The organism is Wolbachia endosymbiont of Encarsia formosa, assembly GCF_039540065.1.
Classification (GTDB): Bacteria; Pseudomonadota; Alphaproteobacteria; order Rickettsiales; family Anaplasmataceae; genus Wolbachia.
Genome location: NZ_CP154278.1, coordinates 668,391 through 683,495 on the forward strand (window position 1 = coordinate 668,391; position 15,105 = coordinate 683,495).

Sequence of the window (15,105 nt, forward strand, 5' to 3'; positions counted from 1 at the left end):
AATTAATTTATGGGTATTAATTATTGATTAATACTGATGATCAGTAAATATAATTATATTTTATACTAATTTAATTATAAATTAACTTGTGAAAGAGAGTTGTTTTTTTACAACTGACCATAAAAATGCTTTGTATTATCGAACTTCTTACCACTCCAGCTCTTTCATCTTATGGATGATATCGTTCCAGTGCTTGATACTGAAATCTAGTTCTTCTATAACCTCGTTGGAAAGGTTTTCAGTATAGGGACAAATTTTATTAATCTACAGAAACACCCTTACCCTCAGGATAAAGAAGCTAGTTAAATTTGTCAAGCAATTTTTTCATGACCAGCTAGATAAATAGCTACTTCTTCAATTTGATTGAGGTGAAAAATTGATTGCCGTTGCGGTAAATAAGCAACATTACTGAATCTTTGCCGTCTTTTTTTACTGCTGAATCAATTTGTTTTTGAAAATCATTAGTATTTTCAATATCGATTCCATCTAGTTGGATAATTATATCACCTTTCTTAATAACACGTAGTGTAGAATTACTACTACTATCTACACTAGTAACTACTACACCCTTTGTGGGTGCATTATTTTTTAGTTCTTTTGGCAAATTTGAAACGGTTAAACCACTTATATAACTAGATGTTGATTTATTTTCTTCTTGATTATTACCTGAATCATCATTTGTAGATTCCTCGATTGCAACCTTGATATTGACTTCTTTACCTTTTCTAAGTAACTTAACCTGTACTTTCTTTCCGGGCTCAGTTCGTGAAACCATATGAGGTAATTGCGTCATTCTATCAATTTTTTTGCCGTCAAATTCTAATAGTATATCACCTACTTTGATTCCTCCTTTCTCTGCAGGACTTCCCTTTACTACGCTTGCAACTAATGCACCTTTGATATCTTTTAAACCCAAGGATTCAGCAAATTCTTTTGTTATAGGCTGAACTTGCACACCAAGCCAACCATGTTTTATTTTTTTACCACTTTTTAATGTGTCAATAATTGAAATAGCTAGATTAGATGGTATAGCAAAGCCTATACCAACATTACCACCAGACTCAGATGGGGAATAAATAGCAGTATTAATACCTATAACTTTTCCATTTAGATGAAATAGTGGTCCTCCTGAATTTCCTCTGTTAATTGCAGCATCAGTTTGAATAAATTCATTCATAGTACCAATACTAATGTCTCTAGATCTTGCAGATATAATTCCTGTACTCACAGATCCACCTAAACCAAATGGGTTACCTATTGCAATAACTGTATCACCAACTCTTGCTTTATCAGAATTACCAAATTCAACAAAAGGAAGATCTTTATCAGAATTAATCTTAAGCACAGCAAGGTCAGTTTTTGCATCATAGCCTAAAACTTCTGCTTTGAAATAAGTATTATCGTTCATAGTAACTGTAATATCTTGAGCATTTTTAATAACGTGATAGTTGGTTACTATGGTTCCACTTTTATCTATAATAAATCCAGAGCCAAGCAATGTTACCTCTCTGTTAACACTAGGAGCTCTATCAAAAAATTGATCAAAATGCTCAAAAAATTCTCTAAAATCATCAAAGAAATTATTTCTTGGTGTAAAAGGAATTTTAGTTCTACTGTTATTCTCTTGCTTAACTATTTGCTCACTTGAAATATTTACAACTGCAGGAATCAGTTCTTCCACTGTGTCAGCAAGACCTTGGTTACAATTGCATACAGAATCTGCAACTGTTTTTGCAAACAGATTAGCATATGAAGAAAATGAAATTAAAAAATATGCAAATATAGATAAAATAATTTTCATAAACTATTTCCATCCCTTGTTCAAAATATCTAAGAAATTATTATTTGGTGAAAGCACAAATTTAGTATTATCCTCAGCAAATGATTTACTGTAAGCTTTCATAGAGCGATAAAAGTTAAAAAACTCTTCATCAACCTTGAATGCCTCATTATAGATTCTAGTTGCTTCAGCATAACCACGGCCTCTTATTTCATGCGATTCTTTTACTGCACTAGAGACAATTCCCCTTTTTAATTTATCAGCCTTTGATCTAATTTCTTGCCCAGCTTGTTCTCCTTCTGCTCTAATTTCTTTTGCTTCCTTTTCCCTTTCAGTTTGCATACGGCGGAATATTGCAGAACTATTTTCTTCTGGTAGATCTGCTCTCTTAATTCTTACGTCTATTATTTCTATGCCAAATTTTCCAGCTTCAGAATAAACTCCACGTTGAATTAATTGCATAACTTCTGATCTCTTTTCATTCAATAAACTAATTAATGAAAATCTTCCTATATTCTCCCTTATGTGAGCTTCTATGACAGGATATAATCTTCTAACTAGCCCTGATTCATTTTTCACAGTTTGATAAAAAGTGATAGGATTCACTATTTTATATTTTGCATAAGCATCTACTATGATACGCTTTTGATCTGCAGTTATCACTTCCCTTGGAGTTTTATCAGGACTTAGATCTAAAATTCTCTTATCAAGAAATTCTACGTTATTTATAAATGGCAATTTAAAATATAAACCACTGTCCCTAACATCTTTTACGACTTTACCGAGTTGTATAACTATTGCTTGTTTTGTTTCTTGAACAACGAAGATTGAATTAGATAAGGCAATCAATAATACAACAAATATAAAAGCAAAAACAATTTTTATATTACTACTCATGGCTATTTTCCTAAATTTGTAAGAGGTAAATAAGAGAACATACCTTTCAGATCGTCTGTTATAACAAACTTATCTACCTTGCTGAAAATATTTTCCATAGTTTCAAGATAAATACGATTCTTAACAAGAGAAGGATTTTGTCTATATTCTTCGTAAAGAGATAAAAAGCGATTTGCATTACCTTTTGCTTCATTTGTTATTTCGTTCTCATACGCTTCTGCATCTAACTTTATCTTTATTGCCTCACCTTTTGCACGAGGTATAATATCATTACTGTAAGCATATGCTTCGTTTATAGTACGCTCCTTATCTGCACGAGCACTTTGTACATCCCTAAATGAGCTAATCACTTTTTCTGGTGGGTCAATTTTTTTCATTTGAACAGATAAAATTTCTATACCCATTTGATATCCATCAAGAATCTGTTGCAATAAAATTCTAGTATCTCTGGAGATTTCAGCCCTACCTTGACCTTCGAGTGCAAAAGAGATCGTATTTTTACCTATTATTTCTCTCATAGCACTTTCAGCAGCATTTTTAACGCTGAAACCAGGTTTATAATCCCGCACTTTGAATAAATAATCTTTGGCATCTCTAACTCGCCACTGGACCTCAAAGTTAACGTTGACTATATTCTCATCTCCGGTAAGCATCACTCCTTCACCACGATCTGTATCTCGCTCATAAGAGCTGCTTATCCCAATTTCTTCACGATTTACTTCTTTAACATTCACTTTAAAAACCTTACCAATAGGGTAGGGAAAGTGATAACGCAAACCAGATGTTTCTGTATTGGAATATTTGCCAAAAGTAAGTTCTATACCTTCCTCACTCGGATGGACAATATAGAAACCAGTACAAAAATAAAACAACAAAACAATGAAAATGATGAAATAAGGTTTTTTCCCTCTATTTCTGGTTAAGCCATTAAAAAAGCATCTTATATCAGACACAGCTTTACTTAAAATATCTTCATTACTTGGACCTGACGGTTTCTTTCCAAGATTCCAAGGATTATGCTCATCCATAAAAATTATTAATTGTATAACTAATACGCTGATATTACTTAATCTTATCGAAAAATGCAAAACTATTTTGTTTGCAAATTGAAACGAAGAATATTATCATACTCTTTCTTTTCTCTATATAGTACGGTTGATTCTATAGAATTTTCTGCCTTTTTTTAAACTCTTTATTGTCGTTTTTGATAAGTATTTTTAGTTGTATATTAATTATTAACATAAAAGACAATGCCTGGGATTTAGGAAACTTAATTTTAATCAAGTAGCTGCGTAATAAATCATTGTCAAGTGATGGAATGACATTATCTACTATGCAAATTACCTGCAAATTGCAATGTTCAAACAATTGTGTATATGAGTTTTGAGATGACGAAACTAGGGTTGTATAATCTATACATATTTGTGATAACTTCTCACCTTCGCTCAAATAACTTTTCAATATCGCTTAATTTCATTTCTATATAGGTGGGCCTTCCGTGATTACATTGTCCAGAATAAGGTGTCTTTTCCATTTGCCTCAATAATTCATTCATCTCCTCCAATTTCATCTTTCTGCCTGCTCTTATTGATCCATAACAAGCAATTGTGGCTAGTATTTTATTCACCTTATCCTCTATAGGTAATATATCTTCTATTTCTGTTAGTCTATCCACTATATCAATGAGCATTCTCTTTGTGTCTACTGTTCCTAAGATTGCAGGCACTTCTTTTATTATGATCTTATTTTCTGATTTAATTTCAATCTCAAAACCCATCTCAAAAAGTTTATCTTTATAAGTTTTAATCATCTCCATTCCAGCTTGATTTTTGATTTCAACCATTTCAGGCAAAAGAAGTTTTTGTCTTTTTATACTTGATTTCTCCTTTAAGCACTCGTATACTAGTCTTTCATGGGCTGCATGATGATCTACTATAATTAGTTTGTCTCTTACCTCGGCAATAATATAAGTATTGTAGATTTGACAGTGTGCAAACCCAAGTGGATAGTCCCTTATTAGATCGGTTTGTTTCTTTTCCAAAATTGTAGTTTCCGCTCGCGGAGGAGATTTTTGCATACCAGTATAATCAAACGATTTTGAATGTTCTGATAAGCTTTTTGTCTCTATATTTGGAGAAGTAAATTCTCTCGTTAACTGGTTTTCAAAAGGATCAGACCTTCTTCCATAAAATTCATTTTTAAGACTAGACCTACTAAAAGGATCTGATGATAGATGATCCCTTGTTATCTCAGTCTGGCTCACCACAGTTTCTGCAAGATCTATTCTCTTTGATAATACTTTTATTAGCCCTCTTCTCACTATTTCATATATTAGCCTCTTGTTCTGAAACCTTACCTCTGATTTATTTGGATGCACATTTACATCTACTTGATCATACGGTATCTCTAAGTGCAACGCTGCAAAGGGATATCTATTGCTTGGAATAAGATCATGATACGCATAACGGATTGCGCCAATAAGTAGATTGTCTTTAATTGGTCTACCATTAACAAATGTATAGATCTGAGTTGAATTGCTACGATTGAGAGTAGGTTTACAGATGTATCCTGTAAGTCTAATGCCATCTTCTTCTTCATTAATTTGCAAAGAGTTTTCATGAAATTCTTTTTCTACTTCGCATAGCCTGCTAAATAATGAGGTCTGCTTAGCATACTTAAGAAGTTTCTTATTATCGGAGATAAGAGTAAACTCAATTCCATAATTGATCATTGCTAAGTTGTTTACAATATCAACAATGCTTTGTGTTTCTGCCCTTTCGGTTTTGAGAAATTTTAGTCTATTTGGTGTGGCAAAAAATAAATCTCGTACTTCAATATATGTTCCTATCGATAAAGGATAAGGAACAAGCTCTCCTATTTTTTCTCCTCCCTCATACCTTATAGACCATGCTTGATCTGCTTTGCTTGCCTTAGATGATAATTTTATTCTGCTTACTGCTGCAATTGAAGGCAAAGCTTCTCCTCTAAAGCCAAGATGCTTGATCTCTATCAACTCACTGTCACTCAATTTTGAAGTAGCATGGCGCATAAAAGCAAGTTCTAAATCATCCTTTTTTACTCCGCTACCATCATCGATTACAGTAATGAGGTTACGCCCACCACTTTCTATCTTAATTTCTATCTCTGAGCTTCTGGCATCTATTGCATTTTCGACTAATTCCTTTACCACACTTGCAGGCCTTTCTATTACCTCTCCTGCTGCTATACGATTTATGGTTTTTGTATCTAAAAGAACTATTGCCATTATAATGTTGGTTTTTCTTTTACTGCTTGAGTTTGCTCCTCTCTCCATTTTTTTAATCTATCTGCAATTTCACTATTAGAAATCGACAATATAGATGCAGCAGTAATAGCGGCATTGCATGATCCACTCTCTCCTATAGACATTGTTGCAACTGGAACACCTTTTGGCATCTGCACTATAGATAATAGACTATCTAGCCCATTTAATTGTTTGCTATGCACAGGAATACCGATAACAGGTAAATAAGTGAGCGATGCAACCATACCAGGTAAATGAGCCGCTCCTCCTGCACCAGCTATAATAACCTTAAAGCCTTTTTCTTGAGCAGACTTAGTAAAATTAAAGAGTCTCTCTGGCGTTCTATGTGCGGATATTATAAATACATCATGTGAAATTTCCAATTCTTTTAATAGGTTAATAGCATGCACCATAGTGCCATAATCCGACTCGCTTCCCATAATTACAGCAACATCCTTTTTCATTTTTTCTGTATTAGACATGATTTTATTTACTAACCAAATAGTATTTCAGAAGCAACAGATATTTAAATTAAATTACGAATATGATATAGCATTCTCATTAAATAGAAACTTTAAAAATTGAAATGAATCCCTATATTAAAATATAAAGGTATAAATTTCGGATATTAAGGGTCTATTCATAATCTTTTTAGAAGCAAAGCCGTGGAAGCAAGAAGACGATTTGTAAGCTAGTATTGAATTTTGCTTATCACAATTGTCTACACTTTTCTATAAGAGTATTAGAGACTTACCTTTTGACAATACGGCAAAGATCTCTACAGTTACATCCTTCTATTTGTTTCTTTGCAACTACTTTTTTATATATTTTTCAAAACACTTTCTTTACTTCCGCTATGTTTTTTACTTCATTTATTAAAATAATCTTGCCATTTTGAAAACATTGTTGATTCACTGAAGCCACTTTTTAGGACCTGTAACACTATGTAAAATACATCCTAAATCTTCTTGATTTTGTTTCTTTCTACAGAACTATACTTAGTTTTTTTCCTACTCATCTTGCTCTGTTTTCATAATTTACATACTCTATCTCCTGCTTTATTCCTTTCTTGAGATCATGTACAGTCTCTAAAACGAGTTTGTAAAATGATTATTTCTGTATTTTAAACTTTGCAATTTCAACTTATTCTCTTTAATAGTAAGTTTTTTACAAAATAATAGTTTGAAATTACTAGTATTTTGATAAAAATTATATTCAATTTAAAATTTTGAGTATCAGTATATCATTATAGTTATTGACAAATTATATAGTATTAATATATTGGTATATTAAGTATTATGTTTAATATAGCTAGTTAGTATGTGAGAATAAAAATTATGGAAATAATATCATTAAATAATCTGGATAGTGAAGTAATAAAAAAAAAATTGCTTGGCATAATAAGTAAAATTATAGGAAAAAATACTTGGACTCAAGCTTGTGCGGCTGAGAAACTTGGTATTGATCAACCAAAGGTGTCACAAATTAAAAGTGGTAAGACAAGTGGTTTTTCTTTAGAGAGACTGTTAGGTTTTTTGAAAAAGCTTGATCATGAAATAATAATTACAATAACAGAAAATCAATCAGTAAAAGCTAAAGAAGAAAAAGTAGAATGTAGAATTGGATCTCAATAGATGCGAAGTTGACATCTTATTTTTTGTGATATAGTATAAAGCTTATCAAGGTAGTATTTTATGGTTGAGTCTATTGTAGAAAAGTGTGTAGAGCAGGTACACAATCGTTTTAAATTGGTTCTGCTAGCGAGTCAAAGAACACATGATTTGAGTACAGGGGCAAGCGATCCCGTTGAAATGGTTAAGTTTAAAGGTCATAAGGATACCATAGTTTCTTTATATGAAATAGCAGAAAAGAAGGTGAATACTCATGAGTTGTTTAACCTTTTGGTGAAAAGGTGCAAGGAGTACATGAAAGGAAACACAAATAATGCTTATAGTAGTAGTTCAAGTAAGCTAGCAAGTTTGTTAAATTTTTCTGATCATCAATTTAATACAAATCTGGATATAAGTCAAAAAAGCCAAGATGATGAAATAGATGATCAAGATAATAATGAAGAAGTACTGATTTAGAAATCTGCAGAGGTTATAATAGCTTATAAATGATTAGTATTGCTATCTATGCCCTTTTATTCTGTATGAGTGTAATGTTATGTTGTATAGTATTTAGATCAAGTGATGTGTACAATAAGGTTTTAGCATTCAATAATTTATCAACACAAGTAGTTTTACTCATAACAGCAATATCGATTATTCTGAATGATTTTTTTTTAATTGATATAGCATTACTATATGCTAGCATCAGCTTTATATCAACTATAGCACTAATGAGATTAATGTTGTTTTGATAATTTATGGTAGCATCCATTCTCATATTTTTAGGTATTTGTTTAATAGTCATTTCAAGCGTAGGAGTAATAGTATTTCCTAATTTCTATACTAGGCTACATGCTGCAGGTATTGCAGATTCTAGTGGCGCAATGTTGTTGTTGATGGGTTTTGCTTGGCAAAATGAACTTTCAATCAATACTATTAAAATTATATTATTGATTTTTATAATATGGATAGCCAATTCAACTAACAGTTATATTTTAGCGCGTACTCATTATAAAAGTAAAGACTATTAAAGAAGGTTAAGATGCTGGAAATACTGAATCTAATATTACTTTTACTGTTACTCACGGTTACAGTTTTTATAGTTCTTTCGAAACATTTGGTTGTAAGTGCTGTTCTAATGTGTGTATTTAGTGCACTTATTGCACTTATGTACTTGATTATGAATGCGCCAGATGTTGCAATTACTGAAGCTTCTGTTGGTGCAGGATTGAGCACAGTCTTTACGTTTGCAGCACTCTCTTTGGTAAAGAATCACAAAGCAAATTTATCTCATAGCCCCGCCACACTTTTTTTTATGTTATCTTTGACTGCATGTTTATCATATTTTATGATTCAATTGCCAGATTTTGGCAGTCATGATGCTCCAATCCACTTGCACATTGCTCCTTATTATGTAGAAAATACTGAAAAGGCTATTGGTATTCCTAATATAGTGACAGCTATTTTAGCAAGCTTTCGTGGATATGACACATTTGGAGAAACTATAGTAGTTTTTACTGCCGCACTTTGTATAATGTTAATATTAAAAGAAGAGAAAGAAAGTGATTAAAGATCCGGTGTTAAGTGTAGTAACATTTTTGATGATACCTTTTATCATTTTATTTGGTTTATACATACAGTTTCACGGTGATTACACTCCAGGTGGAGGTTTTCAGGCAGGAATAATTGTTGCTTCTGGGATAATATTATATTCAATGTTATTTGGTATATCTACAACTTTACAAGCAATACCTTACTCTACGATCAAATTTACTAACGTGCTAGGTATTTTAATCTATGGAGGAACGGGTATTGTAACAGTTTTGTTTGACCAAAATTTTTTATCCTATAGTATATTATCAACTGACAGTAGGACAGGTCAAAAATTGGGTATTTTCTTAGTGGAGCTGGGTGTATTACTTACCGTCTCTTCTTCCATGTTAATCATATATATAAATTTTGCTCGTAAGAAAAAATAATGAATCTATATAATTATGTAAGCATTACTATATTAATGGTGCTAGGTTTCTATATCATTGTAAATGATAAAAACTTAATCAAAAAAATGATGGGATTAAGTGTCTTACAAGCATCTGTTTTGTTATTTTACATATCTTTGGGATATATAAAAAGTTCTTTACCTCCTATATTGACTTCAAATTTTCACTTATATACCAATCCTATACCTCACGTCTTAATGCTTACTGCTATAGTGGTTGGAATTGCAACATTTTCAGTTGGATTGTCCATAGCAGTAAGAATGGAGAGAGTAGTTGATTAAGAAGAGTATGAATAAATTGACAGTATCTTGAACTATATGAAGTAGGAAGTAACTATAAATTAAGAATAAAACTATAAGCTTGCTAATTGTAAGTTTATTTGATAATTAAGAAATAAAATTATAAACTGTAAAGGTAATGATGTCAGCTATTAATGATACGGAAGATAGGAAAAAAATCATCAAAGATCTTGTAGCTAAAAGTATGAGAAAGGGTGGTGTTATCACTTTTGATGATATAAATGATAAGTTGTCAGATGAAAATTTTTCACATGATTTTATAGATGATACTATAGCTTTATTGCAAGACTCTGGAATTAAGATACTGGAAAGTAGTGAAGATGAGGAAGAAGCTCCTTCTAATGATGATGGTAATAAGCTTGATGATGATGAGACATCGTTGAATACTACTACAATTTTAGTGCAAAATGATGATCCGGTAAGGATTTATTTACAAGATATGAGCTCTGTAAAGCTTTTGTCACGAGCAGATGAAATTAAGATAGCAAAAAAAATTGAATCTGAAAAGCATAACATGTTACGTGCAATAATTGAAACATCAGTGGCATTTAACATGATCAAAACATGGCGTGATGATTTAAGTGGTGGAGCTTTTTTGCTGAGAGAAATTATAAATCTGGATGCAATTTATAACTCTGATTTCAATATGGTAGACAAAGAAGAAAGTGAAGCTGAAGATGCTGGAGATTGTATTAATGATGATGAAAAGGGAAATGAGAGTGAAGACATAAGTTCAGCTAACTTAAATATTTCTGTTCTTGAAATGGAAAGTGATTTATTGCCAAAGGTTATCACGGCATTGGATGAGATCATTGCTTTAACAAATGAAGCATTGGTATTGAAAAAAAGTTCTAAAGATTTCTCTAATGAGCTAGAAAATTTATATAATCAAATATGGTCTGTAGCATTACAAATTCAGTTTAGTGATGCTGCTATTACCAAAATTACACAAAAACTTTACGAAATAAATAGGCTAATCACGTTTGAAGAAGCTAATCTTATTACTGAGGCTAGAAAGTACGATATTGATACAGAAAGTTTCTATAATATTTATTGTGCTGTGTTTTTAGAGCATGAATTGAGCGAAATCAATCTTCTAAAGAAGAATAAAAATCAATCCCTTTTTACAGGTGAATTAAAAAATAAATTCTTAAGGTTTGTAAACGACAACTATGAATATATAGCTAGTGCCTTAAGAAATATTAAGAATTATGTACAAGGAGATAAGGTACAAGAGTTTAAGGAGCTAATCAAGAGAATACAAAAACACGAACGAGAAGTCTCTGAAGCAAAGCAAGAGATGATAAAGGCTAATTTAAGGCTAGTGGTTTCAATTGCTAAAAAGTATTCAAAAAGAGGCCTTGATCTGCTTGATTTGATACAAGAAGGTAATATTGGTCTTATGAAAGCTGTGGATAAGTTTGATTACAAACGTGGGTATAAATTTTCGACTTATGGTACTTGGTGGGTAAAACAATCAATCACTAGGGCAATACCTGAACAGTCTAAAGTAGTTAGAATACCAGTACATATGGTGGAAATTATCAGTAAAATCAACAAAGCATTAAGAAAGATGACTCATGGAATGGGTAGAGAGCCTACATTAGAGGAATTGGGTATAGAATTGGAGATGCCGATAGAAAGAATACGCAAAGTTATGAAGATAGCAAGAGATCCGGTAAGTCTTGAAGCTCCAACAGGAAAGGATGATAGTAGTACCTTCGGTGATTGTATAGAAGATAAGCGAGTTTCTAAACCAGAGGATGCTGCAATACTTGCCGACTTGCGTGGCATTACGACCAATGTTCTTGCAACTTTAACACCAAAAGAAGAAAGAATTCTAAGGATGCGCTTTGGCCTTGGTAAAGATGGAAAGGAGCATACATTAGAAGAAGTAGGAAAAATTTTTAATGTTACACGTGAGAGAATTAGGCAAATAGAGGCAAAAGCACTACGTAAGTTGAAACATCCAAGCCGTGCTAAAAAACTTAGGGGTTTCTTTTAAGGCAGAAGGGCTACTAAAAAAATAGGTAAAATTCATCCAAAGTTCTATAGTTTTACCCTATTTTTCTTTTTTTATAGGTTTCATAGAGCAGTATGATTAGATATTGAATGTTATGGCAAATAAAAATAATAACTCTAATTCAGAGTGTAAAAATTTTTGTGTTCTGGGTGATAGTTTATCTGATGATGGTGCAATTATTGAAATTTTAAATAACTTATCCTTTGTAAGAAACGTAAAACTTAATGCCCTTTTTTATTAAGGAGGATCTTTTAGCAATGGCCTTGCTGTTGTTGAATATGTAGCAAAGTATTTAGGTTTAGAAGAATTTAAGCCATCATGGAGATGCTCATTTTTTGATCGATACTATGAACAACAAGGTCATAACTATGAGATTTTATATGCAACAGCATCTGAAATTCTTAACCCTATTTTTTCTTATTTCCTCAATAAATTTCGTTTAGTTAATCAGCTAAACGGAGTAATTAAACATCATCCAGACGTAGGTAAAGGAGATTCATTTTTCATTATAATCGACAGAAATAATATTATGGGTGCCACTGCTTATACCAATGTTAAAACCCCAGTTATGGATTAATTAAAGCAATAAAGCTTAGAAATAGAAGGCTTTTTTGACTGAATGGAATATGAAATTAATGTTGAAAAATATGTACCATAAAATTTATTGGCGATCTGTGGCGTAAGCTCAAATTTGTTTTTCAAACAACCAAAAACCGTCTCAATAATCGACCTTTTTCTCAATAAAATCTTCTCTTTTAGTAAAATCAATGCGTTTTTCATGCCTTTTTTCACTTTAGTGATAAGTTTTAGGCCTCTGTCGAAGAGTTTCTCAAAGAGCTCTTTCTTTATATAGCCCTTATCTCCGAACAAAAGTCCTGTCAAATTTTAGTCAAATTTGGTACAGGTTTTCTGTCATCAACGTTGCCTTTAGTTAGTGTAATAGCTTGAACTTCGCCTATTTCATTAATTACCAGATGTAATTTAAAACCTAAAAACCATCCATAGATAGTCTTTCCTATATTTGCTAACTCTTTGAAAGCTTTATTTTTGAAATCCTTTTTGTGTGGCAAACAGCGATTGCAGTTGTATCAATATAGGAAATTCAGTAATTTTCGCTTGCTTGCAGAACCACTGCAAAAGCAAAGCTAAATACCATAAAACTCTCGATTTTAAAGCAACAAACCTATGATATGACGGGAGTTTTGAAAACTCAGAATTGTACAATAATTTAAGATATTTCAAGTAAAAAAAACTTGAAATTTTTGCACGGCGATTGGTGATAAAGTAAGATTATAGTAAGTATTTCTGATACAGTAATTTCAGGTATTCTTGTTGGTTTTTTGCTACTTGATATGAGCTTTTCTGAAAATTTTTCATCAGCAATGCGACAAAAATCTTCTATAAAACAGTAAAATATCTTTTTTCATGGGTAACCTCTTAATTATTGCTAAAATATTCGAGTTTACCCTATTTCCCTCTTTATTAATTCTACTTTTATCTGTTTTCTAATCCATAACTAGGGTTTAAAGCAGAAAAAGTATTGAAATAAAGCGGTTAGTGAAATATGTAATGCATTTGGTTCTAAATGAATATGGTGTAAAGCATGTGATTGTTGCAAATGTGACTGAGGTTGTTTGGTTAGCTATAAAATGAAAAGTATGCTTGGTAAATATAAGAGCAAAGGGTTAAATGATCGAGATGTATACCTATCAAACATCACAGACCAGTTTGGGGGAGGGTGATTTGGAAAAAGTATAAACATACTTTTGTTGATATTTAAAGTAGGGCTTGATACTTACTATAATTCTGGACGCATCAAAGAAATACTAAAGGATTATTTCTTTTTTGATTATTTTTATCCAACTGCAGAACCTTGTTGTGAAGTTGGTAATGAAATGTATGAGTTGATAAAAATTAGATTTCTTTTAAACATCTTTGCGGTTTGTAGTAACTATCTGCATAGCTGAATGGTAAAGGGGGGAACAAAGTAATCTAAAACATAGAGAAAATACGACGGTGCTTGATACGTAGCTATTGCGATTTTATTCTCTTTTTGTAATTCTAATACTAGAATGATATTCTACTAGTGAAGTTTATTCTTTGATATATTAACTATAAATATAGAGAAGTCTTATTAAATAAAAAAGGTAAAAGAACCTATGAGTAGTAAAGTTTTGACTCTATATTACTGTAAGTGGTGCTGTAATAATGTTCTAACAAGAGTGACTTGGCTGAGTATAGAAAAAATTTAAAAAAACCGCTATAATTTTACGTAATCTACCAATAAACACCTAAGTTTTTACTGGATTTTGTGATTGATTCTGCAGGTCAAAAACAAATTTTGAGTCATAACTACTTTTAGTGCTATAATAAAATAGAGAGGCTTGTCAAGTAAAGCTCTTTATTTCATCGGATGCGCTGCCAAATTGTTATGCAAGCAAGTTTTTAGTTTTCGTATACTAGAAGTAATTCTTGTGCATTGGCCTTGATTATAGGAGGACATTCTCTATCATTTAATAATGAATGCAATATTTCAATTGCACCTTTAATGTCGTTATTATGTATCTTTACTACAGCGATAGCTTCTTGGCTTGAATAAGGGTACACTGCACTTGATTCTAAATTATCAATTTTATCTTTATTTATTTTTTCATCGTTGGAGTGAAGTAAGCTCATTACCTCTAAGTATTGTGCTAACTCACGCAAAACATTAGGAGCATCTTTATCATCTGCCAAATCATTATAAATAATAGATGATATGTCTGTTGGCATTGAATCTGAGATATGATTGAATGCGTGTTCAAAATTTGCTAAATATCCCCAGTTTGAATCTATTTCTTCTAGAAGCGGCTTACTATCTTTTTTTAAGAATAATACTTCGTAAAATTTGTCACCTGCAGTTATAGATTGTTTTTTGTTATCAATGTTGCGCAATAAGTATAATGTGATGCCAACTAACATTGGTGCGAGTGCAAGCAGAAAGATGTATTTTTTCATGGTAATATTCCAAATAGTTATATATTTATACATTAATGCTTTTGATTTGCAAAAACATATTGACATAGTGATTATATCACATAATAATATTCTTAGAGTTGTTTGAATAGTTGGAGATTAAAATATTTCTAAAGTAGAAATAAAGACAGCAGTATTAAGCTAAATTATTTTTTGTCGGATTTATCCGATGTACCCTCAACCTTTTATAGGTTGAAG

At 31.7% G+C, this 15,105-nt stretch carries 15 protein-coding genes and 1 pseudogene; 9 read left to right on the forward strand and 7 right to left on the reverse strand.

Features of this window, described 5'->3' with window-relative positions; translation table 11 throughout:
* Positions 1 to 346: 346 nt before the first annotated feature.
* The 5 genes from AAE962_RS03605 to purE form a co-directional block, all read right to left on the reverse strand.
* Positions 347 to 1,801 (reverse strand): DegQ family serine endoprotease, encoded by a 1,455-nt coding sequence (locus AAE962_RS03605; protein ID WP_341813204.1) that lies wholly within the window; start codon positions 1,799 to 1,801, stop codon positions 347 to 349.
* A 3-nt stretch (positions 1,802 to 1,804) separates the two neighbouring features.
* The gene (locus tag AAE962_RS03610) at positions 1,805 to 2,677 is read right to left on the reverse strand and encodes a protease modulator HflC (RefSeq protein ID WP_343288612.1); all 873 of its coding nucleotides are present in this window, start codon (positions 2,675 to 2,677) and stop codon (positions 1,805 to 1,807) included.
* Positions 2,678 to 2,679: 2 nt separating this feature from the next.
* Positions 2,680 to 3,705: an FtsH protease activity modulator HflK gene (hflK, locus tag AAE962_RS03615; RefSeq protein WP_343288613.1), complete on the reverse strand. Its 1,026-nt coding sequence runs from the start codon at positions 3,703 to 3,705 to the stop codon at positions 2,680 to 2,682.
* A 407-nt stretch (positions 3,706 to 4,112) separates the two neighbouring features.
* Positions 4,113 to 5,990, reverse strand: coding sequence for a DNA mismatch repair endonuclease MutL (mutL, locus tag AAE962_RS03620; protein ID WP_410543823.1), 1,878 nt, complete (start codon positions 5,988 to 5,990; stop codon positions 4,113 to 4,115).
* Positions 5,942 to 6,442 carry a 5-(carboxyamino)imidazole ribonucleotide mutase gene (gene purE, locus AAE962_RS03625; RefSeq protein WP_343288614.1) on the reverse strand — a complete coding sequence of 167 codons (501 nt, stop codon included), beginning with the start codon at positions 6,440 to 6,442 and terminating at the stop codon, positions 5,942 to 5,944. Before purE ends, mutL begins: the two co-directional genes overlap by 49 nt.
* 855 nt (positions 6,443 to 7,297) lie before the next feature.
* Between purE and AAE962_RS03630 the strand changes: the two genes are divergently transcribed.
* The 9 genes from AAE962_RS03630 to AAE962_RS03670 all read left to right on the forward strand — a co-directional run bounded on the left by AAE962_RS03630 (position 7,298) and on the right by AAE962_RS03670 (position 12,133).
* Positions 7,298 to 7,594, forward strand: a complete 297-nt coding sequence (locus AAE962_RS03630; RefSeq protein ID WP_343288615.1) for a helix-turn-helix domain-containing protein — start codon at positions 7,298 to 7,300, stop codon at positions 7,592 to 7,594.
* 60 nt (positions 7,595 to 7,654) lie between these two features.
* Entirely contained in the window at positions 7,655 to 8,047 is a 393-nt protein-coding gene (gene rpoZ / locus AAE962_RS03635) for a DNA-directed RNA polymerase subunit omega (RefSeq protein WP_343288616.1), read from the forward strand.
* Between the two features lie 29 nt (positions 8,048 to 8,076).
* The gene (locus AAE962_RS03640) at positions 8,077 to 8,322 is read left to right on the forward strand and encodes a monovalent cation/H+ antiporter complex subunit F (RefSeq protein ID WP_143689209.1); all 246 of its coding nucleotides are present in this window, start codon (positions 8,077 to 8,079) and stop codon (positions 8,320 to 8,322) included.
* 6 nt (positions 8,323 to 8,328) lie between these two features.
* A complete protein-coding gene (locus AAE962_RS03645) occupies positions 8,329 to 8,601 on the forward strand; it encodes a monovalent cation/H(+) antiporter subunit G (protein ID WP_006015677.1) in 273 nt (90 codons plus the stop codon).
* Positions 8,602 to 8,612: 11 nt separating this feature from the next.
* Positions 8,613 to 9,140 carry a DUF4040 domain-containing protein gene (locus AAE962_RS03650; RefSeq protein ID WP_264719657.1) on the forward strand — a complete coding sequence of 176 codons (528 nt, stop codon included), beginning with the start codon at positions 8,613 to 8,615 and terminating at the stop codon, positions 9,138 to 9,140.
* Positions 9,133 to 9,549 (forward strand): Na(+)/H(+) antiporter subunit B, encoded by a 417-nt coding sequence (locus AAE962_RS03655; protein WP_264336551.1) that lies wholly within the window; start codon positions 9,133 to 9,135, stop codon positions 9,547 to 9,549. Before AAE962_RS03650 ends, AAE962_RS03655 begins: the two co-directional genes overlap by 8 nt.
* Positions 9,549 to 9,851: a cation:proton antiporter subunit C gene (locus tag AAE962_RS03660; RefSeq protein WP_343288617.1), complete on the forward strand. Its 303-nt coding sequence runs from the start codon at positions 9,549 to 9,551 to the stop codon at positions 9,849 to 9,851. Before AAE962_RS03655 ends, AAE962_RS03660 begins: the two co-directional genes overlap by 1 nt.
* A gap of 139 nt (positions 9,852 to 9,990) precedes the next feature.
* A complete protein-coding gene (gene rpoD, locus AAE962_RS03665) occupies positions 9,991 to 11,874 on the forward strand; it encodes an RNA polymerase sigma factor RpoD (protein WP_343288618.1) in 1,884 nt (627 codons plus the stop codon).
* Between the two features lie 112 nt (positions 11,875 to 11,986).
* Positions 11,987 to 12,133: a hypothetical protein gene (locus tag AAE962_RS03670; RefSeq protein WP_006015692.1), complete on the forward strand. Its 147-nt coding sequence runs from the start codon at positions 11,987 to 11,989 to the stop codon at positions 12,131 to 12,133.
* A gap of 332 nt (positions 12,134 to 12,465) precedes the next feature.
* Here AAE962_RS03670 and AAE962_RS03675 read toward each other — a convergent pair.
* A pseudogene (locus AAE962_RS03675) lies at positions 12,466 to 13,309 on the reverse strand (IS982 family transposase).
* A gap of 1,028 nt (positions 13,310 to 14,337) precedes the next feature.
* Positions 14,338 to 14,955: a hypothetical protein gene (locus AAE962_RS03680; protein ID WP_343288619.1), complete on the reverse strand. Its 618-nt coding sequence runs from the start codon at positions 14,953 to 14,955 to the stop codon at positions 14,338 to 14,340.
* Positions 14,956 to 15,105: the final 150 nt, after the last annotated feature.

Bases quoted from the DNA above. Each gene is read 5' to 3' on its own strand.
- hflK (WP_343288613.1), bottom strand. From the start codon at position 3,705: ATGGATGAGCATAATCCTTGGAATCTTGGAAAGAAACCGTCAGGTCCA.
- rpoZ (WP_343288616.1), top strand. From the start codon at position 7,655: ATGGTTGAGTCTATTGTAGAAAAGTGTGTAGAGCAGGTACACAATCGT.
- AAE962_RS03660 (WP_343288617.1), top strand. From the start codon at position 9,549: ATGAATCTATATAATTATGTAAGCATTACTATATTAATGGTGCTAGGT.
- AAE962_RS03630 (WP_343288615.1), top strand. From the start codon at position 7,298: ATGGAAATAATATCATTAAATAATCTGGATAGTGAAGTAATAAAAAAA.
- AAE962_RS03650 (WP_264719657.1), top strand. From the start codon at position 8,613: ATGCTGGAAATACTGAATCTAATATTACTTTTACTGTTACTCACGGTT.
- mutL (WP_410543823.1), bottom strand. From the start codon at position 5,990: ATGGAGAGAGGAGCAAACTCAAGCAGTAAAAGAAAAACCAACATTATA.
- AAE962_RS03645 (WP_006015677.1), top strand. From the start codon at position 8,329: ATGGTAGCATCCATTCTCATATTTTTAGGTATTTGTTTAATAGTCATT.
- AAE962_RS03680 (WP_343288619.1), bottom strand. From the start codon at position 14,955: ATGTCAATATGTTTTTGCAAATCAAAAGCATTAATGTATAAATATATA.
- rpoD (WP_343288618.1), top strand. From the start codon at position 9,991: ATGTCAGCTATTAATGATACGGAAGATAGGAAAAAAATCATCAAAGAT.
- purE (WP_343288614.1), bottom strand. From the start codon at position 6,442: ATGTCTAATACAGAAAAAATGAAAAAGGATGTTGCTGTAATTATGGGA.
- AAE962_RS03605 (WP_341813204.1), bottom strand. From the start codon at position 1,801: ATGAAAATTATTTTATCTATATTTGCATATTTTTTAATTTCATTTTCT.
- AAE962_RS03640 (WP_143689209.1), top strand. From the start codon at position 8,077: ATGATTAGTATTGCTATCTATGCCCTTTTATTCTGTATGAGTGTAATG.
- AAE962_RS03670 (WP_006015692.1), top strand. From the start codon at position 11,987: ATGGCAAATAAAAATAATAACTCTAATTCAGAGTGTAAAAATTTTTGT.
- AAE962_RS03610 (WP_343288612.1), bottom strand. From the start codon at position 2,677: ATGAGTAGTAATATAAAAATTGTTTTTGCTTTTATATTTGTTGTATTA.